The following is a 26,424-nucleotide window of genomic DNA, read 5'->3' on the forward strand; positions in this document are numbered from 1 at the left end:
CCTTAGTTAATCAACATCCCGCCCGGCGCCGCGGCGCTGGCGGTCTGCGCCGCCTCGCCGCGAGGCGCCGACTGCAGCGGATGCTGCATAAAGTAGTTGCGTAAGCCGTTATAAATCGCCTCCGCAATCTGCTCCTGGTAATCATCGCTACCCAGCAGCCGCTCTTCGCCGTTGTTACTGATAAAGCCCGTTTCCACGAGGATCGACGGGATGTCCGGCGAGCGCAGCACGCCAAGGCTGGCATGCTCCGGGCGGCGTTTGTGCAGGTTGCCAATACGCTGCAGCTGGCTCAGCACGTTGGTCGCCACATCGTAGCCGACGCGCTGGGAATGACCAAACTGCAGATCCAGCACCGCCTGGCTCAGGTAGGGGTCGGCCTGGCTGTTTGCCAGCACATCGCCCGCACCGCCGAGCAGTTCAGACTGTTTCTCATGCTGCTCGAGCCAACCGGCCATTTCGCTGTTGGCGCGACGGTTCGAGAGCACCCACACCGAGGCGCCAGTGGCATCGCGGTTTGGCGCGGCGTCAGCATGGATAGAGACGAGGAAATTGGCGTTTTGCTTACGCGCCACGTCAGAGCGGCCCATCACCGAAATAAAGTAATCCCCGTCGCGGGTCAGCACCGGCTTAAACTGCGGATCGGCGTTCAGTAACGCCCGCAGCTTGCGCGCGATAGCGATAGTCACGTTTTTCTCTTTGGTGCCGTTCGGGCCAATCGCGCCAGGATCCTGGCCGCCGTGCCCGGCATCAATGGCGATAATGACTTTATCATCCGCCGACACCGTGCGGGCCGCCGGGCGAGTCACGGTCTGATTGTTGGTCATCGCCGGCTGAGAGGAGGTCATCACCGTCTGCCGTTCATGACCCGACGAGCTGAACGGGTTACGCCCTGACGTCGTCGTCCGGGAAGGCATCACCGGCGGCGGGTCGGCCCGTTTCACCACCACGGGCGGCGGAGGCGGCGGCGGCGGCGCGTCGGCGTTGATGGTAAAGACCACCGTGTAATTCGCCCCGTTCTGTTGCTTCACCGCCCGGGTTTTGCCATCTTCCGTCAGATCCACCAGCAGACGCAGCGTCTGCGTATCCTGCGGCGTGCCGGCGCGAATACTCTTTACCAGGTTGCTGCCGCTAAACTGCAGCGGTAGTCCCTGCAATACGCCGGTCTGCTTGATATCCAGCGCCACCAGACGTTTACCCTGTGGGGTAAAGGAGTACTCCGGCTCACCGACAAAGCTTAGGGTAATACGGGCCTGCTGGTCTCCGTTAGAGACCTGGATATCGGATAAACTCGCCGCAGTGGCGTGAAGACTCGACAGCATCAGCGCAGCGGCAAGCCAGGTGGTTATGCGATACTTCATCCCGTTATCCTTCAGGCTAAAAGGCTAAACGCGCCAGTAAAGATTCACCCCGTGAGGAGATCGCGGTAATACGCGCCTCACGCCCTTGTGCCTGGTAATCAAGGTGAATTTCAACATCCGGGTCAGGCAGGACACCTGCGCCTTGCTGCGGCCATTCCACCAGGCAGATGGCATCGTCGGCAAAATAATCACGGATCCCCATAAATTCGAGTTCCTCAGGATCCGCCAGACGGTAGAGATCGAAGTGATACACCATCAGGTTCTCGAGGGTATAGGGCTCCACCAGGGTATAAGTTGGGCTTTTGACATTGCCGCGGTGACCGAGCGCCTGCAAAAAGCCGCGGCTGAAGGTCGTTTTCCCCGCGCCTAAATCACCATACAGATAAATCACGGTGGCGCCGGTACAGGCCTGCGCGATGCGGTCGCCAAGGGCCAGCGTGGCCTGCTCATCGGGTAAAGGAATCACTCGGTTAATCATGGTCTACGTCAATCACATCCGGGTTAACAACACGCCTGAGCGTGGAAAAGAGATCGGTCGCCAGCATGCCGCGGGTGCCCTCGCGAGCGGCCAGTCGGTCGGCGGCATCGCCATGAGCGACGCACCCGGCACAGGCAGCATCATACGGCGTCAGGTGCTGTCCTAACAACGCGGCGATGATGCCGGTGAGCACATCGCCCATCCCGCCGCTGGCCATCCCGGCATTGCCGGCATCGATAATGCCCATCGCCCCGCTTTCACTGGCCACCACCGTGCCCGCGCCTTTCAGCACAACCACGCCGCCATACCGTTTTACCAGACGCTGCGCAGAAAGTAAGCGATCGCTTTCAATTTCTGCCACGCTGACGTTCAGCAGACGGGCCGCTTCGCCGGGGTGCGGCGTTAGCACGCGATTGTGACGTTTATCGGGATTGAATGCCAGCAGGTTCAGCGCGTCGGCGTCCCAGACCATCGGTTTGTTAAAACTTTCCACCGTCCGCAGGGCGCTGCGTCCCCATTCGCGCTGCCCCAGCCCGGGGCCAATCGCTACCACGTCCGCCCACTCCAGCGCGGCTTTCAGAGTCTGCGGCGTCAGTTCATCTACCATTAATTCCGGCCGCACGGTGACAATGGGCGCCACGCTCTCCGGGTGAGTAAGCACTCGCACCAGTCCCGCGCCGCTGCGTAGGGCCGCTTCACCGCACATACGGATAGCGCCTGCCGTGCCGCGATCGCCGCCGACAATCACCAGCTTGCCGTGATCGCCTTTATGGGAGGTGGCCCGCCGCGGCGGCAGCCAGTCGGCGAGGTGGGCGGCGCAAAACCGCGTCAGAGGAGTGCTTTGTCCGGCGAGCCAGCGTTCGAGCCCCAGCGCATGATGGTGGAGTTGCCCGACGACATCCCGCGCCCTGCCGGTCAGCAACCCCGGCTTGAGGGCGATAAAGGTCAGCGTATGGTCGGCCTGTACCACTGCACCTGGCGTCGCGCCCGTCTGCGCATTCAGGCCGGAAGGGATATCCAGCGCCACCACCGGCGCCGGGTGGTGGTTCGCCTGGTGGATGAGCGCCGCGACGGGATCGCGCGGCGCACTGCGCAGACCGGTGCCGAGCAGGCCATCAATAATCAGTGAGATATCGTCGGGCCATGGGATGGTCGCCGCATGGATCACGCCGCCGGCGTTAAGCCATGCCTCCCGCGCCGCCTGCGCCTCTTCCGGCAGCGGGCTGTCACTCTCCACCGCCAGCAGCGTCACCCGCCGCCCCGCGGCCTGTGCCAGACGCGCAACGACATATCCGTCGCCGCCGTTGTTGCCATGTCCGCAGAGGATCAGCCAGTGCGCGCTGGCAGGATAAGCGCCGCTGGCCAGCTGGAACGCCGCCTCGCCCGCGCGCTGCATGAGTTCGAACAGCGTCAGCCCCAGGCTGTCCGCCGCCTCTCGTTCGGCCAGGCGCAGCGCCTCCGCAGGCCAAATGTTGTATGGTATACTGTCAGGGTTTTTCGTCATTGTATGGTCCATCATGTCACAGCCCCTCGATCTCGTTCAGTTAGCGCAACAAATCAAACAATGGGGCACAGAGCTTGGGTTCCAGCAGGTGGGGATCGCCGATACCGACCTCAGCGCCAGTGAACCCAAACTGCAGGCATGGCTGGATAAACAATACCACGGCGAAATGGAATGGATGGCCCGTCACGGTATGATGCGCGCCCGTCCCCACGAACTGCTGCCCGGTACGTTACGCGTCATCAGCGTGCGGATGAACTATCTGCCCGCTAACGCCGCCTTTGCCCGCACCCTGAAAGATCCCACGCTGGGTTACGTCAGCCGTTATGCCCTCGGGCGTGATTATCATAAGCTGCTACGTAATCGCCTGAAAAAGCTGGGGGAGAAGATTCAGGAACAGTGTGCTTCGCTCAATTTTAGACCTTTTGTCGATTCCGCGCCTATCCTGGAACGGCCAATCGCAGAAAAAGCGGGCCTAGGCTGGACAGGTAAGCACTCACTTATCTTAAGCCGCGACGCCGGATCGTTCTTTTTCCTCGGCGAACTGCTGATTGATCTGCCCCTGCCGGTCGACAGCCCGGTCGCGGAAGAGTGTGGGCGCTGCGTCGCCTGCATGACCATCTGTCCCACCGGGGCCATCGTTGAGCCCTATACCGTCGACGCCCGGCGCTGCATCTCCTATCTCACCATTGAACTGGAAGGTGCAATCCCCGAGGAGTTCCGTCCACTTATCGGCAACCGTATTTACGGTTGTGATGATTGTCAGCTGATCTGCCCGTGGAACCGTTTCTCACAGCTCACCGATGAAGAGGATTTCAGCCCACGCAAAGCGCTGCATGCCCCGCCGCTGGTGGAGCTGTTCGCCTGGAGCGAAGCGTGGTTTCTGAAGGTGACCGAAGGGTCGGCGATTCGTCGCATTGGCCACCTGCGCTGGCTGCGTAATATCGCCGTCGCGTTGGGCAATGCGCCCTGGGATGAAGCCCATCTTCGCGCCCTGGAGAGCCGCCGGGGCGAGCACCCGCTTCTCGACGAACACATTGAGTGGGCGATTGCCCAGCAACTGAAAAAGCGGAACGCCGACGCCGTTGAAGTACAGCTGCCGAAAAAATTACGTCTGGTCAGAGTGGTAGAGAAAGGCTTGCCGCGCGACGCCTGATTCATTCACAGGCTGTGAATAAAATCTAAAACACATTGCGTTTCAAGGCGCAGACCAAGGTCAAGTGATCGGATTAACATTTTGAAATGAAATTTATTTGTTAAATTTCAATCACATACAAAGATACTATTTACAAAGCGAAGCATTTGCGCCGCCAGTGACGGAACGACAACCTGTGGATAACTCTGTTCACAGTATTTCTGCGGACCAAACGAAAATCATCCCCGGCGCTGGATTGCACTGTGGATAAATAAGAGATGGAAGAAAATTTGGAGCGGGAAACGAGACTCGAACTCGCGACCCCGACCTTGGCAAGGTCGTGCTCTACCAACTGAGCTATTCCCGCTTAATCATCGTCATTCAAGCTACCGTCTAGCAACCTGAAAACTGCGACTGGTGTGGTGTGTCTTTCAAATTTTGGAGCGGGAAACGAGACTCGAACTCGCGACCCCGACCTTGGCAAGGTCGTGCTCTACCAACTGAGCTATTCCCGCTTAATCTTCGGCTTTCGCCCCGCATCTGCGAGATGAAATCCTTTGATCAGGATGGTGCTTTCAAATTTTGGAGCGGGAAACGAGACTCGAACTCGCGACCCCGACCTTGGCAAGGTCGTGCTCTACCAACTGAGCTATTCCCGCGTTACTGCATTTTTTGCCATATTTCGATGGCGTCGTAATTTGCATTTCTGCGTCGTTACGGGAGGCGCATTATACGAGAATTCGATGCCCCTGCAACCCCCTGACGATCACTTTTTTGCGTTTTTTGTTTAAATGGACATTTTCTCGCCATCTACGCCGCTGAATTGTATAAATAAGCGTCATAACGGGCAAAATCGCTTTTTCCGCCCGGCTGAATGACGCAAAATCGCTCGCATCATACAGCGGTGGCGCGACGTATAACGAGGCCACCCCGACGCCAAACAGGGAATTAGCATGAGAAAAGTCCTCACCGTCCTGCTGCTGAGCACGCTGGCCATCGGAACCGCGTCAGCCGAGACGCTCCATTTTGGCACCACCACGGCCAATCCACCGTTTGTCACCGCCAACGGCAAAAATCAGCCCGTTGGCTTCGATATCGATCTCGCGCACGCCCTGTGCCAGCAGATGCAGGCGCAGTGCCAGTTCACGGCGCAGCGTTTCGATACCCTGATCCCGGCTTTACGCTTTAAGAAATTTGACGCGGTGATTGCCGGCATGGAAGTGATCCCGATGCGTGAGAAGCAGGTCGCCTTCAGCCGACCCTATCGCCAGGCGCTCTCCGGGGTAGTGATCGTCAACAAAGATGTCGCCCATACCTTTGCCGATCTGAAGGCTAAAAAAGTCGGCGTGGTGAAAGGCACGCTGCATCAGCGCTACCTGCGTGATAAACAGAAAGCCGTACAGGCTGTCCCTTACGACGATGTCGCCAGCGCCCTGGCCGCGCTGAAAGCCGGGCAAATAACCGGCGTCATGGGCGACTTCGCCACCCTCGACGCCTGGCAGCAGGAGAACCCTGACTACGCCATCATGGATGAACGGGCCACCGACCCGGCTTATTACGGTAAGCAGTATGCGATTGCGGTGCGCAAAGACGATCCGGAGCTGCTGAACGCCATCAACGATGCCCTGGCCGCGGTCATGGCGACACCTGACTTCCAGCAGATGCAGCAGAAGTGGTTTAAATAACGCAGAAAAGTGTACCGGGCCGCGCACAGGGCCCGGTCGCGGTTTACAGTTTAATGAAGTGTTCGCGGTAGTAAGCCAGCTCGGCGACCGACTCGCGGATATCGTCCATCGCCTGATGAGTGCCCTGCTTTTTAAAGCCGTCGAGAATTTCCGGCTTCCAGCGGCGCGCCAGCTCTTTCAGCGTGCTAACGTCCAGATAGCGATAGTGGAAATAGGCTTCCAGTTGCGGCATGTACTTAAACAGGAAGCGACGATCCTGGCCGATACTGTTGCCGCAGATCGGCGACTTGCCCGCCGGCACCCACTGCTTAAGAAACTCAATGGTCGCCAGTTCGGCATCGTGCTCGCTGACGGTGCTCGCCTTTACGCGATCCACCAGACCGCTGCCGGTATGCGTCCGCACATTCCACTCGTCCATTACTGCCAGCTGAGCGTCCGACTGATGCACCGCGATGGTCGGGCCCTCAGCCAGAATGTTCAGGTTGGCATCGGTCACCAGGGTGGCGATTTCGATAATGCGATCGCGCTCCGGATCCAGCCCTGTCATCTCAAGATCGATCCAAATGAGGTTGTTTTCATTTGCACTCATGCTATTTTCCACCCTTCTCGCGTGACTATATTCATCTAAAATAGCGTGTATCATAGAGGTTTTGCCCCATCAGGGCGACCAGGAGCCAGTTCGATTGAGTAAAAATAAACTCTCCAAAGGCCAGCAGCGCCGCGTCAAAGCCAACCACCAGCGCCGTCTGAAAACCACTGCGGAGAAGGCCGACTACGATGACAACCTGTTTGGCGAAACGTCGGAAGGCATTGTCATCAGTCGCTTTGGTATGCATGCCGACGTCGAATCCGCTGACGGCAGCGTGCATCGCTGCAATATCCGCCGGACGATCCGCTCGCTGGTCACCGGCGACCGCGTGGTCTGGCGGCCGGGCAAAGACGCCGCCGACGGCGTAAGCGTCAAAGGGATCGTCGAGGCGGTGCACGATCGCGCCTCCGTCCTGACGCGTCCGGATTTTTACGACGGCGTGAAGCCTATCGCCGCCAATATCGACCAGATCGTGGTGGTTTCCGCGATCCTGCCTGAGCTGTCGCTGAATATTATCGATCGCTATCTGGTGGCCTGCGAAGCGCAGGATATCGAGCCGCTCATTGTGCTGAATAAAATCGATCTGCTGGATGATGATGGTCTGCGCTTCGTCAATGAGCAAATGGATATCTACCGCAACATCGGTTACCGCGTGCTGCTGGTTTCCAGTCGGACTCAGGACGGCCTTAAGCCGCTGGAAGCGGCCCTGACCGACCGCATCAGTATCTTCGCCGGGCAGTCCGGGGTCGGTAAATCGAGCCTGCTGAACGCCCTGCTCGGGTTGAGCGAGGATCAGATCCTCACCAATGATGTCTCGGACGTTTCCGGCTTAGGTCAACACACCACCACCGCTGCACGCCTCTACCACTTCCCGCACGGCGGCGATGTGATTGATTCACCGGGGGTACGTGAGTTCGGCCTGTGGCATCTGGAAGCGGAACAAATCACCAACGGCTTTGTCGAATTCCATGATTATTTAGGCCGTTGCAAATATCGCGACTGTAAACACGATACCGATCCTGGCTGTGCGCTTCGCGAAGCGGTAGAGAACGGCAAGATCGCCGAAAGCCGTTTTGAGAACTATCACCGCATCCTGGAAAGCATGGCGCAGGTACAGGTAAAAACGCGTAAAAACTTTTCCTCGTCCGATGACTGATCATTAAGCTGAGCATCACGTCAGGCGCTGCCGGGCAGCAGTGATGACGCAGCTTACGCGGATGCCATTTGGCGAGTTTTACGTATAGAATCGTCCCCTTTTTTCAGGTCCCCGCCCGCAGGCGGGGTCAGGAACGACATATCATGGCCTGGAGGCTACTTTGTTAAACGATCTTAAACTTTCACTGCAATACATTCTGCCTAAACTGTGGCTCACCCGCCTCGCAGGCTGGGGTGCGAGCAAACGCGCAGGTTGGCTGACGAAGCTGGTCATCGATCTGTTCGTGAAATACTACAAGGTCGATATGAAAGAGGCGCAGAAGCCGGATACCGCGGCTTATCGCACCTTCAACGATTTCTTCGTGCGCCCGCTGCGCGACGACGTTCGCCCGCTGAATACCGATCCAAACGTGCTGGTGATGCCGGCCGATGGCGTGATCAGCCAGCTTGGCGCCATTGAGAACGATAAAATCCTGCAGGCTAAAGGTCATGACTACAGTCTGGAAGCCCTGCTGGCCGGCAACTATCAGATGGCCGACCTGTTCCGTAACGGCAGCTTCGCCACCACCTACCTGTCGCCGCGCGACTATCACCGCGTACACATGCCGTGCAACGGCATCTTGCGCGAAATGATCTACGTTCCTGGCGACCTGTTCTCTGTTAACCACTTGACGGCGCAGAACGTCCCGAACCTGTTCGCCCGTAACGAGCGCGTCATCTGCCTGTTTGATACTGAGTTTGGCCCGATGGCGCAAATTCTGGTGGGCGCAACTATCGTCGGCAGCATCGAGACCGTGTGGTCCGGCACCGTGACCCCGCCGCGCGAAGGCATTATTAAACGCTGGACCTGGCCCGCTGGCGACAACGAAGGCTCCATCGCCTTGCTGAAAGGCCAGGAGATGGGCCGCTTCAAACTGGGTTCCACCGTGATCAACCTGTTTGCCCCGGGCCAGGTGAAGCTGGTCGACACGCTGCAAAGCCTGTCCGTGACCAAGATCGGCCAACCGCTGGCGACAGCAGTGGAAGCGACCGCCGCCGCTGAACCCGCGCCGTTACCGGAAGAAGAGATCCGCGCCGAACACCGCGCCAGCCCGCTGGTTGACGATAAACAAGACCAAGGTTAATTCTTCAGCAAAAGGGTTATGCCGTGCGCCTGATATACACTTTCCTGTTGGCCTTGAGCCTCAGTTTCGGGGCGTACGCTGCGACAGCCCCGGATGCTAAACAGATAACCCAGGAACTGGAACAGGCGAAGGCGGCAAAGCCCGCCCAGCCTGAAACCGTTGAAGTTCTGCAGTCCGCGCTGAACGCGCTTGAGGAGCGAAAATCATCCCTCGAGCGCGCCCGTCAGTATCAGGACGTTATCGACAATTTCCCCAAACTGTTTCAAAGCCTGCGTGCCCAGCTCAATAATCTGAGCGAAGAGCCGCGCCAGGTGCCAACCGGCCTGACCGCCGATGCGCTGAACCAGGAGATCCTGCAGGTCAGCAGTCAGCTGCTGGAATCGAGCCGCCAGGCGCAGCAGGAGCAGGATCGCGCGCGTGAAATCGCCGACTCCCTGAACCAGCTGCCGCAGCAGCAAATCGATGCCCGTCGTCAGCTCAATGAGGTTGAGCGCCGCATCGGCACGCAAACCGGCAACAATGCTCTCGCCCAGGCGCAAAATCTTGCTCTGCAGGCGGAATCGGCGCGTCTGAAGGCGCTGGTGGATGAACTCGACCTCGCCCAGCTCTCCGCCAACAACCGCCAGGAGCTGTCGCGCGCCCGTTCCGAACTGGCGCAAAAGCAGAGCGAGCAGCTGGATGCCTATCTGCAGGCGCTGCGCAATCTGCAAAACAGCCAGCGCCAGCGGGAGGCGGAAAAGGCGCTGGAGAGTACCGAACTGCTGGCGGAGAACAGTGAAAACCTGCCGCCGGACATCACCGCCCAGTTTAAGGTCAACCGTGAGCTCTCCCAGGCGCTGAACCAGCAGGCGCAGCGCATGGATCTGGTGGCGTCCCAGCAGCGGCAGGCGACGAATCAAACGCTGCAGGTGCGCCAGGCGTTAAACACTCTGCGCGAGCAGTCGCAGTGGCTGGGCTCCTCCAATCTGCTGGGCGAAGCCCTGCGCGCCCAGGTGGCGAGGCTGCCGGAGCGCCCTCGCCCGCAGCAGCTGGATACGGAAATGGCGCAGCTGCGCGTGCAGCGTCTGCGCTTTGAAGATTTGCTGAGTAAGCAGCCGCAGCTGCGGCAGATCCGCCAGGCCGACGGCGAACCGCTGACCAGCGAGCAGAACAAGATCCTGCAGGCGCAGCTGCGCACGCAGAACGAGCTGCTGAACTCGCTGCTGCGCGGCGGCGACACCCTGATGCTGGAGCTCACCAAGCTGAAGGTCGCCAACGGCCAGCTGGAAGACGCGCTGAAAGAGATCAACGAAGCCACCCACCGCTATCTGTTCTGGACTTCGGACGTCAGCCCCATCGGCTTCTCCTGGCCGCTAGAGATCGTCCAGGATCTGCGGCGCCTGATCTCCCTGGATACCATCAGCGAACTGGGTAAAGCCAGCGCGATGATGCTTACCAGCAAAGAGACCCTGCTGCCGCTGTTTGCCGCCCTGCTGCTGGTTGGCTTTAGCATCAGCTCGCGGCGCCATTTCACCCGCTTTCTCGAGCGCTCCAGCGCCCGGGTGGGGAAAGTCACTCAGGATCACTTCTGGCTGACGCTGCGCACGGTCTTCTGGTCGATACTGGTGGCCTCGCCGCTGCCGGTGCTGTGGATGACGCTCGGCTATGGTCTGCAGTCCGCCTGGCCGTTCCCGCTGGCGGTGGCGATTGGCGATGGAGTCACCGCGACGGTGCCTCTGCTGTGGGTGGTGATGATCTGCGCCACCTTCGCCCGGCCAAACGGGCTGTTTATCGCCCACTTCGGCTGGCCGCGTAGCCGCGTGGCGAAGGCGATGCGCTACTACCTGATGAGCATCGGGCTGATTGTGCCGCTGATTATGGCGCTGATCATGTTCGATAATCTTAACGACCGCGAATTCTCCGCTTCGCTGGGCCGCCTGTGCTTCCTGCTGATCTGCGGCGCGCTAGCGGTGGTCACCCTGAGCCTTAAGCACGCCGGTATTCCGCTCTATCTGGATAAAGAGGGGAATGGCGACAATATGGTGAACCGCCTGCTGTGGAACCTGATGCTTGGCGCCCCGCTGGTGGCCATGCTGGCGGCCGCCGTCGGCTACCTCGCCACCGCCCAGGCGCTGCTTGCGCGTCTGGAAACCTCGGTCGCCATCTGGTTCCTGCTGCTGGTGGTCTATCACATCATCCGCCGCTGGATGCTGATCCAGCGCCGCCGGCTGGCCTTCGACCGGGCCCGCCATCGTCGCGCGGAAATTCTCGCTCAGCGCGCCCGCGGCGAAGATGAGCCCGTTCACGTCAGCAGCCCGGAAGGGTCGGTGGAGACGGAGGTCAGCGAGGTCGACCTCGATGCCATCAGTACCCAGTCGCTGCGGCTTGTGCGCTCCCTGCTGATGTTGATCGCGCTGCTATCGGTCATCGTGCTGTGGTCGGAAATTCACTCGGCGTTTGGCTTCCTTGAGAATATCTCGCTGTGGGACGTGACCTCGACGGTACAAGGGGTGGAAAGCCTTGAGCCTATTACGCTTGGCGCGGTGTTGATTGCCATTCTGGTGCTGATCATCACCACTCAGCTGGTACGCAACCTGCCCGCGCTGCTGGAACTGGCGATCCTCCAGCATCTCGATTTAACGCCCGGCACCGGCTACGCCATCACCACCATCACTAAGTATCTGCTGATGCTGGTCGGCGGGCTGGTGGGCTTCTCGATGATCGGTATTGAGTGGTCGAAGCTGCAGTGGCTGGTCGCCGCGCTGGGTGTGGGTCTCGGGTTTGGCCTGCAGGAGATCTTCGCCAACTTTATCTCCGGCCTGATTATCCTGTTTGAGAAGCCGATCCGCATCGGCGATACGGTCACCATTCGCGACCTGACGGGCAGCGTCACCCGCATTAATACCCGTGCGACCACCATCAGCGACTGGGACCGAAAAGAGATTATCGTGCCGAACAAGGCGTTCATTACCGAACAGTTTATCAACTGGTCGCTGTCGGACTCGGTTACCCGCGTGGTGCTGACGGTGCCGGCGCCTGTGGACGCCGATACCGAAGAGGTGACGAAAATTCTCATCGCCGCGGCGCATCGCTGCTCGCTGGTCATCGATACCCCGGCGCCGGAGGCGTTTCTCGTCGACCTGCAGCAGGGGATCCAGATTTTCGAGCTACGTATTTTTGCCGCGGAGATGGGGCACCGCATGCCGCTGCGCCATGAGATGCATCAGCTGATCCTGGCGGGCTTCCGCGAGCATGGCATTGATATGCCGTTCCCTCCGTTCCAGATGCGTCTGGAAAGTATTGACGGCAGGCAAAGCAGTAAAACCATGACCTCGGCCGGAAAAACCAGCCGCCGTACGGCTGGTAGCCTGTAAACCATCCCCTGCCCGGCGGCACCGCCGGGCAGGCTCTTTAACTCTCCATCACCAGCGCGCCGGACGCCATGCGCCGACGGTAGCTTTCGTAGATCCCCAGCGCCAGCAGTGAGAAGAAGATCGGCCCACCCACCATCCACAGGGTGCTGTTCCAGTCCCCGCTGTCGATGACGGGTTGGATAATGGTGAAGATATTGGCGAAGGTCACCACCAGCAGCACCACGCCAGTCGCCAGCAGCGTCGACGGACGGTTTTTGAAGATCACGAACGGCCGGTCAAGATGGGTTTTCGCCTTGAAGAACGGGAAGGCGATGGTCAGGAACAGATAAGGCAAGGTCATAGAGACATTGGCCATCAGCGTCAGCTTGTTATAAAACGCGGAAGCGCTATCCCCACCGAACGATACCAGTACGATAAACACCCCGACCAGCAGACACTGCAGCCACATCGCCGCGGCGGGCATTCCGTTGACGTTAAGGCGGGTAATCACCGACGGCCAGAGCGCTTTTGGCGTGCCCTGGATAATCGCTTTCAGGGGAGAATAGCTGAGGGTGAAGAACGCGCCGGTGTAAGCGAGAAACATCGACAGGCCGGTAATACGGGCGAACCAGACCCCGGTCAGGGCTGACGCCGCAGGGGTCAGGTGCAGGGCCTGGCCCAGCGTCGCCCCGAGGCTGGTCATCAGCACATAGGTGATGTTGCCGAGGTTGGTCGAACGCGCGCCAAGCACCTGCTGCCAGTTGGCGCTCACGCCCCACAGCACAATCGCCAGCGAGTAACCGATCGAGATAACGATCGCCGCGATGATAATACCTTTGGCAAAGTTCTTTTCCGGCTTATCGGTCTTATCCACTAAGCCGCCGACCGCCTCAATTCCGCCATAGGCAAAGATGGCAAATACCACAAACGACAGCATCGCCATGCCCGACTGATACCCGGGATTAGGCGAAAGGGTGAAGTTTAACGGCTGGGCGAAATGACCGCCGTTAAGCAGAAGGATCGCCCCGCTCACCAGCAGCAGCACCAGGTTAAGCCCCATCACCGCGATACCGCCGACGGCGGTAATTTTAGCGATTTTATTGATCCCTTTGACGGCAATAAAGGTCACCACGACCATCCAGCAGGCCGCCAGAATACCGACCGTCTGCGTCGGCGTCAGTCTACCCAGCGCCCAGGTCTGGGTTTTGTCCGCGCCAAACAAAAAAGTAGAGAGCGGGACCCAGATCTTAGCGGCGGTACTCACCATCCACACTACGTACGAGGCAAACCACATAAAGGTACCAATGAAGGCAAAGCGCGGCCCGACGCTGTGGTTCATCCAGGAATAGATCCCGCCCTCTTCGCGACGATAAGCTGAGCCCATCTCCGCCATCATCAGCGCGAACGGGATAAAGAAAAAGAGGGCGGAAAAAAGGTAAAACGGCATCGCGCTATAGCCCATCAGATAAAACGCCGATGGGCTGTTGGCAAAGCCAAATACCGAGGTGAAGATCATCAGAATTAGCCCGATCAGGCTCATCTTCTTGAGTTGTTGATGCATAAATCTATCCAAACGTGGGCATCGCCCGACGAGCGACGCCTGGCCTCATAAAAAGAGCGCGGATAGTAGCAAAATCACGGAGGGAAATTGTGGGTATTCGGGCTAAAGCCGGGGCGAGGGTGTCAGGTTCAGAGTCGTCTTTCACCTCCCCCACCCGGCGGCGGAGGGAGGTGAAAAAGCGATCAGGCGCGGTCTACCGTAAAGGCGATCACTTCGCCGATGCTTTCAGCGCCCAGCGCCAGCATGACCACGCGGTCAACGCCCAGCGCCACGCCGGAGCAGTCCGGCAGACCCGCCTCCAGCGCCGCCAGCAGGTTGTTATCGATGGGCTGCTGCGGAAGGCCGCGCGCGGCGCGTTTGCGGTTATCCTGCTCAAACCGCAGGCGCTGTTCATGGGCGTCGGTCAGCTCGTGGAAACCGTTCGCCAGCTCAATACCTTTGTAATAGACCTCAAAGCGCTCAGCGACCCGATGATCTTCCGGGCTGATCTGCGCTAAAGAGGCCTGAGTCGCCGGGAAATGATAAATGAACGTTGGTCGATCTTTGCCGATGTGCGGCTCCACGCCCATGGTGAACAGCAGCTGCAGCAGGGTATCGCGATCTTCTTCAGTATCGGCGATATTGCTCAGATCCAGCTTCGCTGCGACTTCACGCAGCTGTGCTTTATCGGCAGAGAGCGGGTCAATTTCCAGATGGCGCTGAAACGCCTGCTGATAGGAGAGACTTTCCGCCGGTTGGCACTCCAGCACCTGCTGCAGCAGATCGTCCACCTCATTCATCAGGCGATACATGTCATAGCATGGACGATACCACTCCAGCATGGTGAATTCCGGATTGTGATGACGCCCCATCTCTTCATTACGGAAGCTGCGGCACAGCTGGAAGACCGGGCCGCAACCTGCCGCCAGCAGGCGCTTCATGTGGTATTCCGGACTGGTCATCAGGTACAGGTTAAGCCCCTGAGAATGGCCCGGGCCGACGAAACGGGTTTCGAACGGGAACAAATGAATATCCGTTACCGTCGCCTGACTCATGCAAGGCGTCTCCACCTCCAGCACGCCGCGATCGGTAAAGAAACGGCGGATTTCCGCCATCACCGCCGCGCGCTTCAACAGATTGGGAATGGGTGCGCTCGGCTGCCAGGTTGCCGTCTCGCTCATGGTACTTTCTCCGATTGCAAATTAAGGGCACGAAGTCTACTCGCAACCGGCGAGTGAAACAAATTTTGTGCAATCTCCGGCAGACTACATGCCATTAATCTATCGTTAACCCTGACGCATAAATACCACTGATAAATAACCGCACATATCGATAAAAAAATCGAACACGTCAATTTTCCATACTGACCCTAAGGCTATACTCCTGTACCTATAAAGGAGCAGTGATACTTTTTCGCCAGCCCGGCGGCGAAATACACTAAAACTGGAGGAATGTCGTGCAAACTTTTCAAGCCGATCTCGCCGTAATTGGCGCCGGCGGGGCAGGCCTTCGTGCCGCTATCGCCGCCGCTCAGGCCAACCCCAACGCTAAAATCGCCCTGATTTCTAAAGTCTATCCGATGCGCAGCCATACGGTCGCTGCAGAAGGGGGATCCGCAGCCGTTGCCCAGGATCACGATAGCTTTGAGTACCATTTTCACGACACCGTCGCGGGAGGCGACTGGCTGTGCGAGCAGGATGTCGTCGACTATTTTGTTCATCACTGCCCGACGGAAATGACCCAGCTGGAGCAGTGGGGATGCCCATGGAGCCGCCGCCCCGACGGCAGCGTCAACGTCCGGCGCTTCGGTGGCATGAAAATCGAACGCACCTGGTTTGCCGCCGACAAAACCGGCTTCCACATGCTGCATACCCTCTTCCAGACCTCCCTTCAGTTTCCCCAAATTCAGCGCTTTGACGAACATTTCGTCCTTGACCTGCTGGTCGATGACGGGCAGGCCCGCGGCCTGGTGGCGATGAATATGATTGAAGGCACCCTGGTGCAGATCCGCGCTAACGCCGTAGTGCTGGCTACCGGCGGCGCCGGGCGCGTCTACCGCTACAACACCAACGGCGGCATCGTCACCGGTGACGGGATGGGGATGGCCCTGAGACACGGCGTGCCGCTGCGCGACATGGAATTCGTTCAGTATCACCCGACCGGCCTGCCGGGCTCCGGGATCCTGATGACCGAAGGCTGCCGCGGCGAAGGCGGGATTCTGGTCAACAAAAACGGCTACCGCTATCTGCAGGATTACGGCATGGGCCCGGAAACCCCGCTCGGCGAACCGAAGAATAAATATATGGAGCTAGGCCCACGCGACAAAGTGTCCCAGGCCTTCTGGCACGAGTGGCGGAAAGGGAACACCATCCCGACGCCGCGCGGCGACGTGGTCTACCTCGATCTCCGCCACCTCGGCGAGAAAAAACTGCTGGAGCGTCTGCCGTTTATCTGTGAACTGGCGAAAGCCTACGTCGGCGTCGATCCGGTGAAAGAGCCGATCCCGGTGCGCCCGACCGCGCACTACACCATGGGCGGTATTGAAACCGATCAGCAGTGCGAAACCCGGATCAAAGGGCTGTTTGCCGTGGGCGAATGCTCGTCCGTTGGCTTACATGGCGCCAACCGTCTGGGCTCCAACTCGCTGGCCGAGCTGGTGGTCTTCGGCCGCCTGGCCGGGGAGCAGGCCATGCAGCGCGCCGCTCAGGCGGGCGAGGCAAACGGCGCCGCCCTCGATGCGCAGGCTGCCGATGTGGAGCAGCGCCTGAAAGATCTCGTCAACCAGGAAGGTAACGAAAACTGGGCGAAAATTCGCGATGAAATGGGGCTGTCGATGGAGGAAGGCTGCGGCATCTACCGCACGCCGGAGCTGATGCAGAAAACGATCGACAAGCTGGCTGAACTGCACGAGCGCTTTAAGCGCGTGCGCATTACCGATAATTCCAGCGTGTTCAATACCGATCTGCTTTACACCATTGAGCTGGGGCACGGTTTAAACGTTGCCGAATGTATGGCGCACTCGGCCATCGCCCGTAAAGAATCGCGCGGGGCGCACCAGCGTCTGGATGAAGGCTGTACCGAACGCGACGACGTCAACTTCCTCAAGCACACCCTCGCCTTCCGCGAGGCCGATGGCACTACCCGTCTGGAATATGGCGATGTGAAGATCACCACGCTGCCGCCGGCAAAACGTGTCTATGGCGCAGAAGCGGACGCGGCTGAGAAGAAGGAGACCACCCATGGCTGAGATGAAAAACCTGAAAGTCGAAGTGGTGCGCTACAATCCGGAGGTCGACACCGCACCGCACAGCGCGTTCTATGACGTGCCTTACGATGAACAGACCTCGCTGCTGGACGCGCTGGGCTACATCAAAGACAACCTGGCGCCAGACCTGAGCTACCGCTGGTCCTGCCGAATGGCAATCTGTGGTTCCTGCGGCATGATGGTCAACAAGGTGCCGAAGCTGGCCTGCAAAACCTTCCTGCGCGATTACACCAAAGGCATCAAGGTGGAGGCATTGGCCAACTTCCCGATCGAGCGCGATCTGGTGGTGGACATGACCCACTTTATCGAAAGCCTGGAAGCCATTAAGCCGTATATCATCGGCAATAACCGCACGCCTGACCAGGGGCCAAACAAGCAGACCCCGGCCCAGATGGCGAAATACCATCAGTTTTCCGGCTGCATCAACTGCGGGCTGTGCTATGCCGCCTGTCCACAGTTCGGCCTGAACCCGGAATTTATCGGCCCGGCGGCGATCACCCTCGCCCACCGCTATAACGAAGACAGCCGCGACCACGGTAAAAAGGAACGCATGGCGCAGCTTAACGGCCAGAATGGCGTCTGGACCTGCACTTTCGTGGGCTACTGCTCGGAAGTGTGTCCGAAGCACGTCGACCCGGCGGCGGCGATCCAGCAGGGCAAGGTGGAAAGCTCGAAAGACTTTCTTATCGCCACCCTGAAACCACGCTAAGGAGTGCATTATGACGACGAAACGCAAACCCTACGTGCGGCCAATGACCTCCACCTGGTGGAAAAAGCTGCCGTTTTATCGCTTCTACATGGTACGGGAAGGCACGGCGGTACCGACGGTATGGTTTAGCATTGTGCTGATTTATGGGCTATTTGCCCTCAAGCACGGCGCCGAGAGCTGGGCGGGATATATCGGATTCCTGCAAAACCCGGTGGTGGTGATCCTCAACCTGATTACCCTGGCGGCGGCGCTGCTGCACACCAAAACCTGGTTTGAGCTGGCGCCGAAAGCCGCCAACGTCATCATCAAAGGCGAAAAAATGGGGCCAGAGCCGGTCATTAAAGGGCTCTGGGTGGTGACGGCGGCGGTCACCGTGGTGATCCTGTTTGTCGCCCTGTTCTGGTAAGGAGGCTGAGATGATTAATCCCAATCCGAAACGTTCCGATGAACCCGTATTCTGGGGGCTGTTTGGCGCAGGCGGCATGTGGGGCGCGATCGTCGCGCCGGTGATGGTGCTGCTGGTCGGCATCCTGCTGCCGCTGGGGCTCGCCCCGGCCGACGCCTTCAGCTATGAGCGTGTGCTGGCCTTTGCCCAAAGCTTTATCGGCCGCGCGTTCATCTTTCTGATGATTGTCCTGCCGCTGTGGTGTGGGTTGCATCGTATTCACCACGCCATGCACGATCTGAAAATCCATGTGCCAAACGGTAAATGGGTCTTCTACGGCCTGGCGGCAATCCTCAGCGTCATCACCCTCGTTGGCGTACTGTTTATCTGATCCTGCAAGAGCCCGGTCGCATTTCTGCTACCGGGCTCGCTTCATAGAAAAATCTTGCCGCCTTTTCCCTGCTGGACTCTACACTTAGCTTAAAAGCCAGCAAGGAGCATGCCATGCGTATCCTGCCGATAATCACCGCGATTGCCGTCTCGTTCCTGTCTGTCGCCTGCAGCACGCCCGCCCCGCCGCCGGGCGTCACCGTGGTCAGTCCCTTCGACGTTCAGCGCTATCTGGGTACCTGGTATGAAATCGCCCGCTTTGACCACCCTTTTGAAAGCGGGCTGGAAAAAGTCACGATCGCCTGGCACCCACGTGATGACGGCGGTCTGGATGTGGTGAATAAAGGTTATAACCCCGACCGCGGCATGTGGCAGAAAACGGACGGGGTAGCGTACTTTACCGGGGAGCCCAGCCGCGCCGCGCTGAAGATTTCCTTCTTCGGCCCTTTCTACGGCAGCTATAACGTCATTGCTCTGGATAAGGAGTATCGTTACGCGCTGGTCTGCGGCCCCGATCGCGACTATCTCTGGCTGCTGGCCCGGGCGCCGACCATCGCCCCGGAGGTCAGGCAGCAGATGCTGGACATTGCCACCCGACAGGGCTTTGATGTCGGCAAACTGGTCTGGGTCAATCAGCGCTATGATTAGTGCGCGCTGATCTTCAGGCCAATGATGCCAATCACGATACAGACAAGGCTGGCGATACGCATGGCGCTGGCGGATTCCCCTAACAGCACAATACCGGTCACGGCGGCGCCCACGGCGCCGATCCCGGTCCAGACGGCGTAGGCGGTACCTACCGGTAGGGTTTTCATCGCCCATGAGAGCAGCGCCATGCTGGCCACCATCGCCACGATGGTGATAACGCTGGGAACCAGGCGGCTAAAGCCATGGGTATATTTCAGGCCGACGGCCCACACCACTTCCAGCAGACCAGCGATAAACAAGACTATCCAGGACATAAGGCTCCTTTGCTGGGGCCGTCCCCGGATGAGAAACGCTTACGGGTCGTCCCGTAAGGTGGATGAAAAGTCGTGGTGAGTATATCCAACGGAATGAGAGAAGTGAAGAACGGTACGGCGCTAAACCGTACCGTTGACGGCGTTTATTGCTGAGCTTTGGTTGCCGCGCCAGAGATTGCGTTGCCGCCGTCTGAAATATCCTCACCGACACCGCGCGTGGTGTTACAAGCGGTCAGTGCTGAAGAGAGGACCAAAACCGTAAAGAACGCTGCAATCGTTTTTTTCACCATAATGTCATCCTTAGTGTCAGTTTTGTTTTCATGCCCTATAAGCATAGACAAACCGTCCAAAGATGAAGGGATCTTTGCGATTTTTAAGAGAAAAGGAGTATGCGTGGAGGAGGCTGACATACCGGGAGGCAAGCGCCATTAACGAAACGGCAGGGAAATTCAGCTCACAGCGTGAGAGATAGCGTGGCCCAGGCCCTGAATATCTTCACCCACACCGCGGGCGGTATTGCAGCCAGCCAACAGCGCGCTGCTCAGAAAGAGTAACACCAGGAGTTTAACGCTGCGCTTCATGTATCGTGCTCGTTGTGCCTGTACGAAAAGAGCGGCGCAGCACGGAGGCTACGCCGGTCATCATGACGCGAAATTACTTCACGCGGGATACATATTCGCCAGAGCGAGTATCCACTTTGATCACTTCGCCAATCTGAACGAACAGCGGAACTTTAACCACCGCGCCAGTAGACAGGGTCGCCGGTTTACCGCCGGTACCCGCGGTGTCGCCTTTCAGGCCTGGATCGGTTTCAATGATTTCCAGCTCAACGAAGTTCGGCGGGGTGACCGCGATCGGCTGGCCGTTCCACAGGGTCACGATGCACTCAGCCTGATCCAGCAGCCATTTAGCGTTGTCACCGATCGCTTTCGCGTCAGCAGACAGCTGCTCGAAGGTTTCGTTGTTCATGAAGTGCCAGAACTCACCGTCGTTGTACAGGTAAGTCAGGTTCATATCGACAACGTCCGCGCCTTCTGCGGAATCGGTAGATTTGAAGGTTTTCTCAACGCGGGTACCGGTCAGCAGACGGCGCAGCTTAACGCGCGCAAACGCCTGGCCTTTACCTGGTTTAACGAATTCGCTGGCTTCTACCGCATAAGGTTCGCCATCTAACATGATTTTAAGACCAGCACGAAAATCGTTGCTATAGTAAGTCGCCATAAGGCCCTCTGAAATTGTTTAACTGGTAGCTAAGCCACAAAATGGCGCATATTGTAACCCTAAATACCCCATCCAGAGAAGATTGGATAACGCAACTTGCCAATGTTGTGACCAGTCCTGATGAACTGCTGCGTCTTTTAAATGTAGACGCTGATGAAAAACTGCTGGCCGGACGCGAGGCCAGACGCCTGTTCCCGCTGCGCGTCCCGCGCGCGTTTATCGCCCGCATGGAGAAAGGCAACCCTAACGATCCACTGCTTCGTCAGGTACTTACCGCTGAGGAAGAATTTATCGTCGCCCCCGGCTACTCCACCGATCCGCTGGAAGAACAGCAAAGCGTGGTGCCCGGTCTGTTGCACAAATATCGCAACCGGGCCCTGCTGCTGGTGAAAGGCGGTTGTGCAATCAATTGCCGTTATTGTTTCCGCCGCCACTTCCCTTATGCCGAAAATCAGGGCACCAGGCGCAACTGGCAGACAGCGATGGACTACATCGCGGCGCATCCGCAGCTTGATGAAATCATCTTCTCCGGCGGCGACCCGCTGATGGCAAAGGACCATGAGCTTGACTGGCTAATGACCCAGCTGGAAGCTATTCCGCACGTTAAGCGCCTGCGTATTCACAGCCGCCTGCCGATTGTGATCCCGGCGCGCATCACCGAGACGCTGGCCAGTCGCTTCCAGCGTTCGTCGCTGCAGGTAATCCTGGTTAACCACGTCAATCACGCGAATGAAATTGACGGTGAGTTTCGCGCGGCGATGGCCATGCTGCGTCAGGCGGGCGTCACGTTGCTCAACCAGAGCGTGCTGCTGCGCGGGGTGAACGACAACGCGCAAACCCTGGCCGACCTCAGTAATGCGCTGTTCGACGCCGGGGTAATGCCCTACTACCTGCACGTGCTGGATCGGGTGCAGGGAGCGGCGCACTTCATGGTCAGCGATGATGAAGCCCGTGAAATCATGCGCGAACTATTGACCCTCATCTCTGGCTATATGGTGCCGAAGCTGGCGCGCGAGATTGGCGGGGAACCCAGCAAGACGCCGCTGGATTTAGGGCTGAAGCAACGTTAGTGCTTCCGAATAAGGATAAAGCAGTAACTCTGTTTTAAAGAAGAACAATATACCCAGTCTCCAGGCGTACTGGAGGCTGGGTAATAAGAAGATTTAAATGATGATAAATGATAATGAGTATTCATTTATCCAACTTAATCCAGCTATACTTCAATAGAAATCAAAAATATTTGAAGCATAAAAAAATTATATTGATTATGGCCATTATGGCTACAATAATAAAGGTCCACCATGATAGTTGTCGTGAAGTTAACCCATTGATCCTGAAAGTTTTCCTCACGCTATTTTGCACTTCTGCATCATCAATTCTGGCTATATATTTATCATTTATTATTCGCATGCTTGCGTCGGTACTTAACGGTTGAGCACTATTGAACTCGTTCTGCAGTGTAACTTGTCGAATTACGGTTCCGGTAGCAATGACGAAGCCACGTTGTCTAACCGTAACAACAACATCCTGAGTCAGTCCCGCTCTGAGCAACGATTTCCTTAGCAAGGAGATATTTTGATAAAAAGTATTTTGCGAAACAACGACACCACGCTCTTTCCACACAGCGGATAAAAATTCATCTCGGGAAATAATGTTTCCATTACTTTCTAAAAGTAGTTGTAAACATCGGGCTGTGGGGGTATTTAACGTAATGGCTTCATGGTCTTTCCCCGCTACTGGTTGAAGCTCATTCACGTCCATATTAAAAATAACCTCATCATTAATGATGTATGAATTAAATGTCATAAAGCATTTCCATATTCTTTATTTATCGGAGAAACCAATTATTCTCGTATAATTCACAGAAAAAAACAGATGCGCCAATCCATATAAAAAACTAATCTTCTTCAGAATCCCTATGTTACCCATTAAAAATATAAATCTGAAAAATATATACGTCCATGATAAGAGCTTCACAAGCTCACGTCATTTTACGATCTAATCTCATTCAATACAAAAGAAATGTAAATTTATGCATAATTCATATGCACTTCATAGTTAAAAACAGTAAATTAATACAACGTCCGCCAAGATGTAAAGTCCAGCGGGCATGTTACAAACATCATATAATTTTCCATTACTGTCAGAAAATTATCTTCGAATCAATAACAAAAGTGGAAACTCATGGCACGAAAGCTCTATCGCAAGGAAGCGATTGAATATAAGAAATTGCACTGGAAAGGAAAAGCATTATTACTGGCAGGTATGCCAGCATGGCTTATCGTTACTCTGTCAAGTTGTTTTCTCATCGCACTCATCTCGACTCTTATCCTATGTACATTCACCCAACGTATAGATGTACGGGGGGAAGTCATCACATTACCGCATTCCGTTAACGTCTTTGCACCGCAGCAAGGCTTTGTGTTAAATCAATATGTTAAGGTCGGAGATATAGTCAAAAAAGGTCAAAAATTATATGAAATAGATATTTCTCGTAATACCACTAACGGTAATGTGAGTCTTGCTCAAACTGCCGTCATAAATGAAAAGATCATTAATGCTGAGAGCATTATTACAAAACTAATTCGCAACAAAGATGAAACATTGAATGCATTAGACACACAACTAAATACGATTAAAAAATCTCTTAGCGAAACAACCTCAATGCTTGCCAACACGCAGGCAGGGTTAAATAAAATGCATCAGAATCTTTCAAGTTACGATAAGTATCTGAAAGAAGGCCTCATTACAAAAGATCAGTACAACTATCAGCACTCACTTTATTTTCAACAGCAAAGTGCGTATCAATCTCTGGTAAGCCAAAAGATGCAACTGGAATCTCAGATAACCCAGTTCACAAGTGATAAAGTCACCAAAGCGGCAGATTTTGATAATCAAATATCAAACCAACAAAATCAAATTAATGATTTTAAAAATCAACTAGTTGAGTCCGATGCAAAAGGCAATGTCATCATCAAGGCGACAACGGATGGAAGAATCGAATCGCTAGCCGTAACCAAAGGGCAAATGGTTGATAATGGGAGTAGTTTGGCACAAATAAAGCCCACCGGTAATGTTGAGTACTATCTTATTTTATGGTTACCCAATAATAGTATTCCTTACGTAAAACCGGGGGATACAATCAACATCCGATACGATGCCTTTCCGGCAGATAAATTTGGTCAATTTCCAGGAGAGGTAATATCGATATCATCTATGCCTGCTTCACGACAGGAAATGTCAGAATATACTAACGTTAATAATGGCACGAATCAGCAAGAGCTTGCACTATATAAAACGATTGTAAAAATCAAGCAAAAATCCTTTAGTTACAATGGAAAAACATTGTACTTATCTAATGGATTAAAAGCCGAAGCTGTTGTTTTTCTTGAAGAGCGTCCGTTATATATGTGGATGTTTACACCGTTTTATAAAATTTCTCAAAGTGTGAGCGGCCCAATTAATGAATAACAAACTCTTTGAAACGATTATTGCAAAGTTAAATTTTTCGCTAATTAAGAAAACACCGGTAATTTTACAATCAGAATCAGCGGAATGTGGTATCGCCAGCCTGGCAATGATCTGCGGACACTATGGATTAGATATAGACTTATTCAATTTCCGCCAACGCTTCGGCAGCCCATCGCAAGGCGCTTCACTGCTGCATTTGAGCAAAACCGCCGAGCGTGCTGGCCTTAAAAATCGCGCGCTTTCATTAGATTTAGATGAAATAAAACAGCTTAAGCTCCCTTGTATTCTCCACTGGGGAATGAATCATTATGTCGTTCTAACGAAAGTACGAAAATCTAGCTATGTTGTGCATGATCCTGCTTTGGGTAAACGTATAATTGGTTTGCAGGAGATGTCTAATAATTTCACCGGCGTGGCTCTGGAACTTTGGCCCGATCAGAACTTTCAGCAAGAAAAGGCAAAAGCACGCTTACGTTTATTAGACCTGATGCGAAACATTGTCGGATTAAAGTCTGCATTAATTAAAATCTTCGCATTCTCTGTCGTAATCGAAGCCATTGGCCTTTTACTCCCCATTGGTACCCAACTGGTCACAGACCATGTCATCATGGCCCATGACCAGAGTCTGTTATCCGTCATTTGTATAGGACTGGTCTTTTTCACTCTCTTCCGTACCTTTGTCAGTATGCTAAGGGCATGGACCTCACTGACTCTCAATACTCTGACTAATATTCAATGGAAAACGACATTGTTTGATCACTTGACAAGTTTGCCGTTATCCTTTTTTGAAAAACGGCATCTTGGTGATATCCAGTCACGTTTTACTTCATTGGATACTATCCGCTCAACGTTCACTAACAGTATTGTCAGTGGCATCATTGACTCGATCATGACAATTGGTCTGTTAATTATGTTAACCCTTTACGGCGGCTGGCTAGTATGGGTGGTCGTAGGATTTACACTTTGCTACGCCATTATGCGCTTGGCGACATACCGTTTTTACCGTCGGGTAGCAGAAGAACAAGTCATTAAAGGAGCCCGCTCGAGCTCTCATTTCATGGAGTCACTTTATGGAATATCAACGATTAAAGCTCTTAATTTAAAAGAGCGCCGTTCGCAGCATTGGCTTAATATTAACATTGATGCATGTAATGCAGGAATTAAACAAACTCGCTTTGATATGATGTTCAGTGGCATAAACACCTTCATATCATCTATAGATCAAGTTGCTATCCTATGGTTAGGCGCCATTATGGTGATTGATAACAACATGACGTTAGGTATGTTTATGGCGTTTAACTCTTATCGTGGCCAGTTTTCTCAAAGAGCATCTAATTTGATCGATCTCTTTATGCAACTGCGGATGTTATCATTACATAACGAGAGACTATCTGAGATTGTTTTCAGCGAACCCGAGAAAGAGCTCCCGGCACGTCGAGTTTTCGATGAGAATAGTGGAGTGAAGCTGGAGATTAAAAATCTCAGTTATCAATATGACCCGTTCTCGCAACCTATTTTTTCTAACTTTAACCTGCAGGTTGAGCCAGGAGAATCTATTGCGCTTGTTGGACCTTCAGGGGTCGGTAAAACGACTTTACTGAAAGTGATGTGTGGTTTGTTATCTCCAACTTCAGGTGAGGTAATTGCCGATAATCTTGACATTTATAAAATAGGGCTTAATAACTACCGCCTGGGGACAGCATGTGTCCTGCAAGAAGATCGTCTTTTTTCGGGGTCAATTAGCGATAATATCAGCGGGTTTGAAGATAATGCGGATGAAGAATTAATTGTTGAGTGTGCTCGACGCAGTAATATTCATGATGAAATTATGAAAATGCCAATGGGTTATGAAACAATGATAGGTGAGTTAGGGCTGGGTATTTCAGGTGGGCAAAAACAAAGACTCTTAATTGCCAGAGCGCTTTACCGCAAGCCGAGCATTTTGTTTATGGATGAAGCAACAAGTCATCTTGATTTGAAGAATGAGTCTGCCATAAACCAATCTATTGCCAGTTTAAGTATAACCCGAATCATTGTCGCGCATCGTCCTTCAACGATAGCGTCTGCAGACCGGATCATTGATCTTTCTCAATATGGAAAGCAAGCATCATAAACTGAATAATG

The 26,424-nt window shown here is 55.2% G+C and carries 24 protein-coding genes and 3 tRNA genes; 13 read left to right on the top strand and 14 right to left on the bottom strand.

The window, feature by feature from the left end:
• Nucleotides 1-2 precede the first annotated feature (2 nt).
• From amiB to nnr, 3 genes are read right to left on the bottom strand one after another with little or no spacing between them, the layout of a single operon-like run.
• A complete protein-coding gene (gene amiB, locus HMPREF1024_RS06105) occupies nucleotides 3-1,358 on the bottom strand; it encodes an N-acetylmuramoyl-L-alanine amidase AmiB (RefSeq protein ID WP_004152021.1) in 1,356 nt (451 codons plus the stop codon).
• A 16-nt stretch (nucleotides 1,359-1,374) separates the two neighbouring features.
• Nucleotides 1,375-1,836, bottom strand: a complete 462-nt coding sequence (gene tsaE, locus HMPREF1024_RS06100) for a tRNA (adenosine(37)-N6)-threonylcarbamoyltransferase complex ATPase subunit type 1 TsaE (RefSeq protein WP_002885589.1) — start codon at nucleotides 1,834-1,836, stop codon at nucleotides 1,375-1,377.
• Entirely contained in the window at nucleotides 1,829-3,340 is a 1,512-nt protein-coding gene (gene nnr / locus HMPREF1024_RS06095; RefSeq protein ID WP_009309329.1) for a bifunctional ADP-dependent NAD(P)H-hydrate dehydratase/NAD(P)H-hydrate epimerase, read from the bottom strand. Before nnr ends, tsaE begins: the two co-directional genes overlap by 8 nt.
• A gap of 13 nt (nucleotides 3,341-3,353) precedes the next feature.
• On the opposite strand from nnr, the gene queG reads away from it, so the two are divergent.
• Nucleotides 3,354-4,493 (top strand): tRNA epoxyqueuosine(34) reductase QueG, encoded by a 1,140-nt coding sequence (queG, locus tag HMPREF1024_RS06090; protein WP_004178333.1) that lies wholly within the window; start codon nucleotides 3,354-3,356, stop codon nucleotides 4,491-4,493.
• A gap of 270 nt (nucleotides 4,494-4,763) precedes the next feature.
• Here the strand turns inward: queG and HMPREF1024_RS06085 are convergent.
• The 3 genes from HMPREF1024_RS06085 to HMPREF1024_RS06075 all read right to left on the bottom strand — a co-directional run bounded on the left by HMPREF1024_RS06085 (nucleotide 4,764) and on the right by HMPREF1024_RS06075 (nucleotide 5,131).
• Nucleotides 4,764-4,839, bottom strand: a tRNA-Gly gene (locus tag HMPREF1024_RS06085).
• Nucleotides 4,840-4,911: 72 nt separating this feature from the next.
• A tRNA-Gly gene (locus HMPREF1024_RS06080) sits at nucleotides 4,912-4,987 on the bottom strand.
• Nucleotides 4,988-5,055: 68 nt separating this feature from the next.
• Nucleotides 5,056-5,131, bottom strand: a tRNA-Gly gene (locus HMPREF1024_RS06075).
• A gap of 294 nt (nucleotides 5,132-5,425) precedes the next feature.
• On the opposite strand from HMPREF1024_RS06075, the gene HMPREF1024_RS06070 reads away from it, so the two are divergent.
• On the top strand, nucleotides 5,426-6,157 hold the full coding sequence (locus tag HMPREF1024_RS06070; RefSeq protein WP_004177719.1) for a transporter substrate-binding domain-containing protein: 732 nt from the start codon (nucleotides 5,426-5,428) through the stop codon (nucleotides 6,155-6,157).
• 43 nt (nucleotides 6,158-6,200) lie between these two features.
• Here HMPREF1024_RS06070 and orn read toward each other — a convergent pair whose 3' ends face one another.
• Nucleotides 6,201-6,746, bottom strand: coding sequence for an oligoribonuclease (gene orn / locus HMPREF1024_RS06065; protein ID WP_009309332.1), 546 nt, complete (start codon nucleotides 6,744-6,746; stop codon nucleotides 6,201-6,203).
• Nucleotides 6,747-6,840: 94 nt separating this feature from the next.
• On the opposite strand from orn, the gene rsgA reads away from it, so the two are divergent.
• The 3 genes from rsgA (at nucleotide 6,841) to mscM (ending at nucleotide 12,378) form a co-directional block, all read left to right on the top strand.
• Nucleotides 6,841-7,902 carry a small ribosomal subunit biogenesis GTPase RsgA gene (rsgA, locus tag HMPREF1024_RS06060; RefSeq protein ID WP_002885537.1) on the top strand — a complete coding sequence of 354 codons (1,062 nt, stop codon included), beginning with the start codon at nucleotides 6,841-6,843 and terminating at the stop codon, nucleotides 7,900-7,902.
• Nucleotides 7,903-8,062: 160 nt separating this feature from the next.
• Complete coding sequence (gene asd, locus HMPREF1024_RS06055) at nucleotides 8,063-9,025, top strand: archaetidylserine decarboxylase (protein ID WP_002885536.1); 963 nt, start codon at nucleotides 8,063-8,065, stop codon at nucleotides 9,023-9,025.
• Between the two features lie 23 nt (nucleotides 9,026-9,048).
• Nucleotides 9,049-12,378, top strand: coding sequence for a miniconductance mechanosensitive channel MscM (gene mscM / locus HMPREF1024_RS06050; protein WP_009309335.1), 3,330 nt, complete (start codon nucleotides 9,049-9,051; stop codon nucleotides 12,376-12,378).
• A 37-nt stretch (nucleotides 12,379-12,415) separates the two neighbouring features.
• On the opposite strand, the gene yjeM is transcribed toward mscM, so the two are convergent.
• Together yjeM and epmA are read right to left on the bottom strand one after the other, a co-directional pair.
• Nucleotides 12,416-13,918, bottom strand: coding sequence for a glutamate/gamma-aminobutyrate family transporter YjeM (yjeM, locus tag HMPREF1024_RS06045; RefSeq protein ID WP_009309337.1), 1,503 nt, complete (start codon nucleotides 13,916-13,918; stop codon nucleotides 12,416-12,418).
• A 182-nt stretch (nucleotides 13,919-14,100) separates the two neighbouring features.
• The gene (epmA, locus tag HMPREF1024_RS06040; protein ID WP_009309339.1) at nucleotides 14,101-15,078 is read right to left on the bottom strand and encodes an elongation factor P--(R)-beta-lysine ligase; all 978 of its coding nucleotides are present in this window, start codon (nucleotides 15,076-15,078) and stop codon (nucleotides 14,101-14,103) included.
• 275 nt (nucleotides 15,079-15,353) lie between these two features.
• On the opposite strand from epmA, the gene frdA reads away from it, so the two are divergent.
• From frdA to HMPREF1024_RS06015, 5 genes are all read left to right on the top strand, one after another.
• Nucleotides 15,354-17,144 carry a fumarate reductase (quinol) flavoprotein subunit gene (gene frdA / locus HMPREF1024_RS06035; protein ID WP_009309341.1) on the top strand — a complete coding sequence of 597 codons (1,791 nt, stop codon included), beginning with the start codon at nucleotides 15,354-15,356 and terminating at the stop codon, nucleotides 17,142-17,144.
• On the top strand, nucleotides 17,137-17,871 hold the full coding sequence (gene frdB, locus HMPREF1024_RS06030; protein ID WP_004177729.1) for a fumarate reductase iron-sulfur protein: 735 nt from the start codon (nucleotides 17,137-17,139) through the stop codon (nucleotides 17,869-17,871). Before frdA ends, frdB begins: the two co-directional genes overlap by 8 nt.
• Before the next feature lie 10 nt (nucleotides 17,872-17,881).
• Nucleotides 17,882-18,277 (top strand): fumarate reductase subunit FrdC, encoded by a 396-nt coding sequence (gene frdC, locus HMPREF1024_RS06025; protein WP_009309343.1) that lies wholly within the window; start codon nucleotides 17,882-17,884, stop codon nucleotides 18,275-18,277.
• A gap of 10 nt (nucleotides 18,278-18,287) precedes the next feature.
• Nucleotides 18,288-18,647: a fumarate reductase subunit FrdD gene (gene frdD / locus HMPREF1024_RS06020; RefSeq protein WP_002885526.1), complete on the top strand. Its 360-nt coding sequence runs from the start codon at nucleotides 18,288-18,290 to the stop codon at nucleotides 18,645-18,647.
• A 113-nt stretch (nucleotides 18,648-18,760) separates the two neighbouring features.
• Nucleotides 18,761-19,294 carry a lipocalin family protein gene (locus HMPREF1024_RS06015; RefSeq protein WP_002885523.1) on the top strand — a complete coding sequence of 178 codons (534 nt, stop codon included), beginning with the start codon at nucleotides 18,761-18,763 and terminating at the stop codon, nucleotides 19,292-19,294.
• Here HMPREF1024_RS06015 and sugE read toward each other — a convergent pair.
• From sugE to efp, 4 genes are all read right to left on the bottom strand, one after another.
• Nucleotides 19,291-19,608: a quaternary ammonium compound efflux SMR transporter SugE gene (gene sugE, locus HMPREF1024_RS06010; protein ID WP_002885521.1), complete on the bottom strand. Its 318-nt coding sequence runs from the start codon at nucleotides 19,606-19,608 to the stop codon at nucleotides 19,291-19,293. The genes HMPREF1024_RS06015 and sugE overlap by 4 nt on opposite strands.
• Before the next feature lie 143 nt (nucleotides 19,609-19,751).
• Nucleotides 19,752-19,898: a lipoprotein toxin entericidin B gene (gene ecnB, locus HMPREF1024_RS0127225; RefSeq protein ID WP_002885518.1), complete on the bottom strand. Its 147-nt coding sequence runs from the start codon at nucleotides 19,896-19,898 to the stop codon at nucleotides 19,752-19,754.
• A gap of 159 nt (nucleotides 19,899-20,057) precedes the next feature.
• Complete coding sequence (locus HMPREF1024_RS06005; protein ID WP_002885511.1) at nucleotides 20,058-20,189, bottom strand: entericidin A/B family lipoprotein; 132 nt, start codon at nucleotides 20,187-20,189, stop codon at nucleotides 20,058-20,060.
• 73 nt (nucleotides 20,190-20,262) lie between these two features.
• Nucleotides 20,263-20,829 (bottom strand): elongation factor P, encoded by a 567-nt coding sequence (gene efp / locus HMPREF1024_RS06000; protein WP_002885506.1) that lies wholly within the window; start codon nucleotides 20,827-20,829, stop codon nucleotides 20,263-20,265.
• A 41-nt stretch (nucleotides 20,830-20,870) separates the two neighbouring features.
• On the opposite strand from efp, the gene epmB reads away from it, so the two are divergent.
• Nucleotides 20,871-21,899 (top strand): EF-P beta-lysylation protein EpmB, encoded by a 1,029-nt coding sequence (gene epmB, locus HMPREF1024_RS05995; protein ID WP_009309347.1) that lies wholly within the window; start codon nucleotides 20,871-20,873, stop codon nucleotides 21,897-21,899.
• Between the two features lie 160 nt (nucleotides 21,900-22,059).
• On the opposite strand, the gene HMPREF1024_RS05990 is transcribed toward epmB, so the two are convergent.
• Nucleotides 22,060-22,635, bottom strand: coding sequence for a winged helix-turn-helix domain-containing protein (locus tag HMPREF1024_RS05990; protein ID WP_009309349.1), 576 nt, complete (start codon nucleotides 22,633-22,635; stop codon nucleotides 22,060-22,062).
• Nucleotides 22,636-23,013: 378 nt separating this feature from the next.
• Here HMPREF1024_RS05990 and HMPREF1024_RS05985 point away from each other — a divergent pair, with 378 nt between their 5' ends.
• Both HMPREF1024_RS05985 and HMPREF1024_RS05980 read left to right on the top strand, forming a co-directional pair.
• A complete protein-coding gene (locus HMPREF1024_RS05985; protein ID WP_009309351.1) occupies nucleotides 23,014-24,300 on the top strand; it encodes an HlyD family secretion protein in 1,287 nt (428 codons plus the stop codon).
• Nucleotides 24,293-26,413 carry a peptidase domain-containing ABC transporter gene (locus tag HMPREF1024_RS05980; protein WP_009309353.1) on the top strand — a complete coding sequence of 707 codons (2,121 nt, stop codon included), beginning with the start codon at nucleotides 24,293-24,295 and terminating at the stop codon, nucleotides 26,411-26,413. The genes HMPREF1024_RS05985 and HMPREF1024_RS05980 overlap by 8 nt, the downstream gene beginning before the upstream one ends.
• Nucleotides 26,414-26,424: the final 11 nt, after the last annotated feature.

Origin of the sequence: Klebsiella sp. 4_1_44FAA, assembly GCF_000238715.1 — a bacterium.
In the GTDB taxonomy this organism is placed as follows: Bacteria; Pseudomonadota; Gammaproteobacteria; order Enterobacterales; family Enterobacteriaceae; genus Klebsiella; species Klebsiella pneumoniae.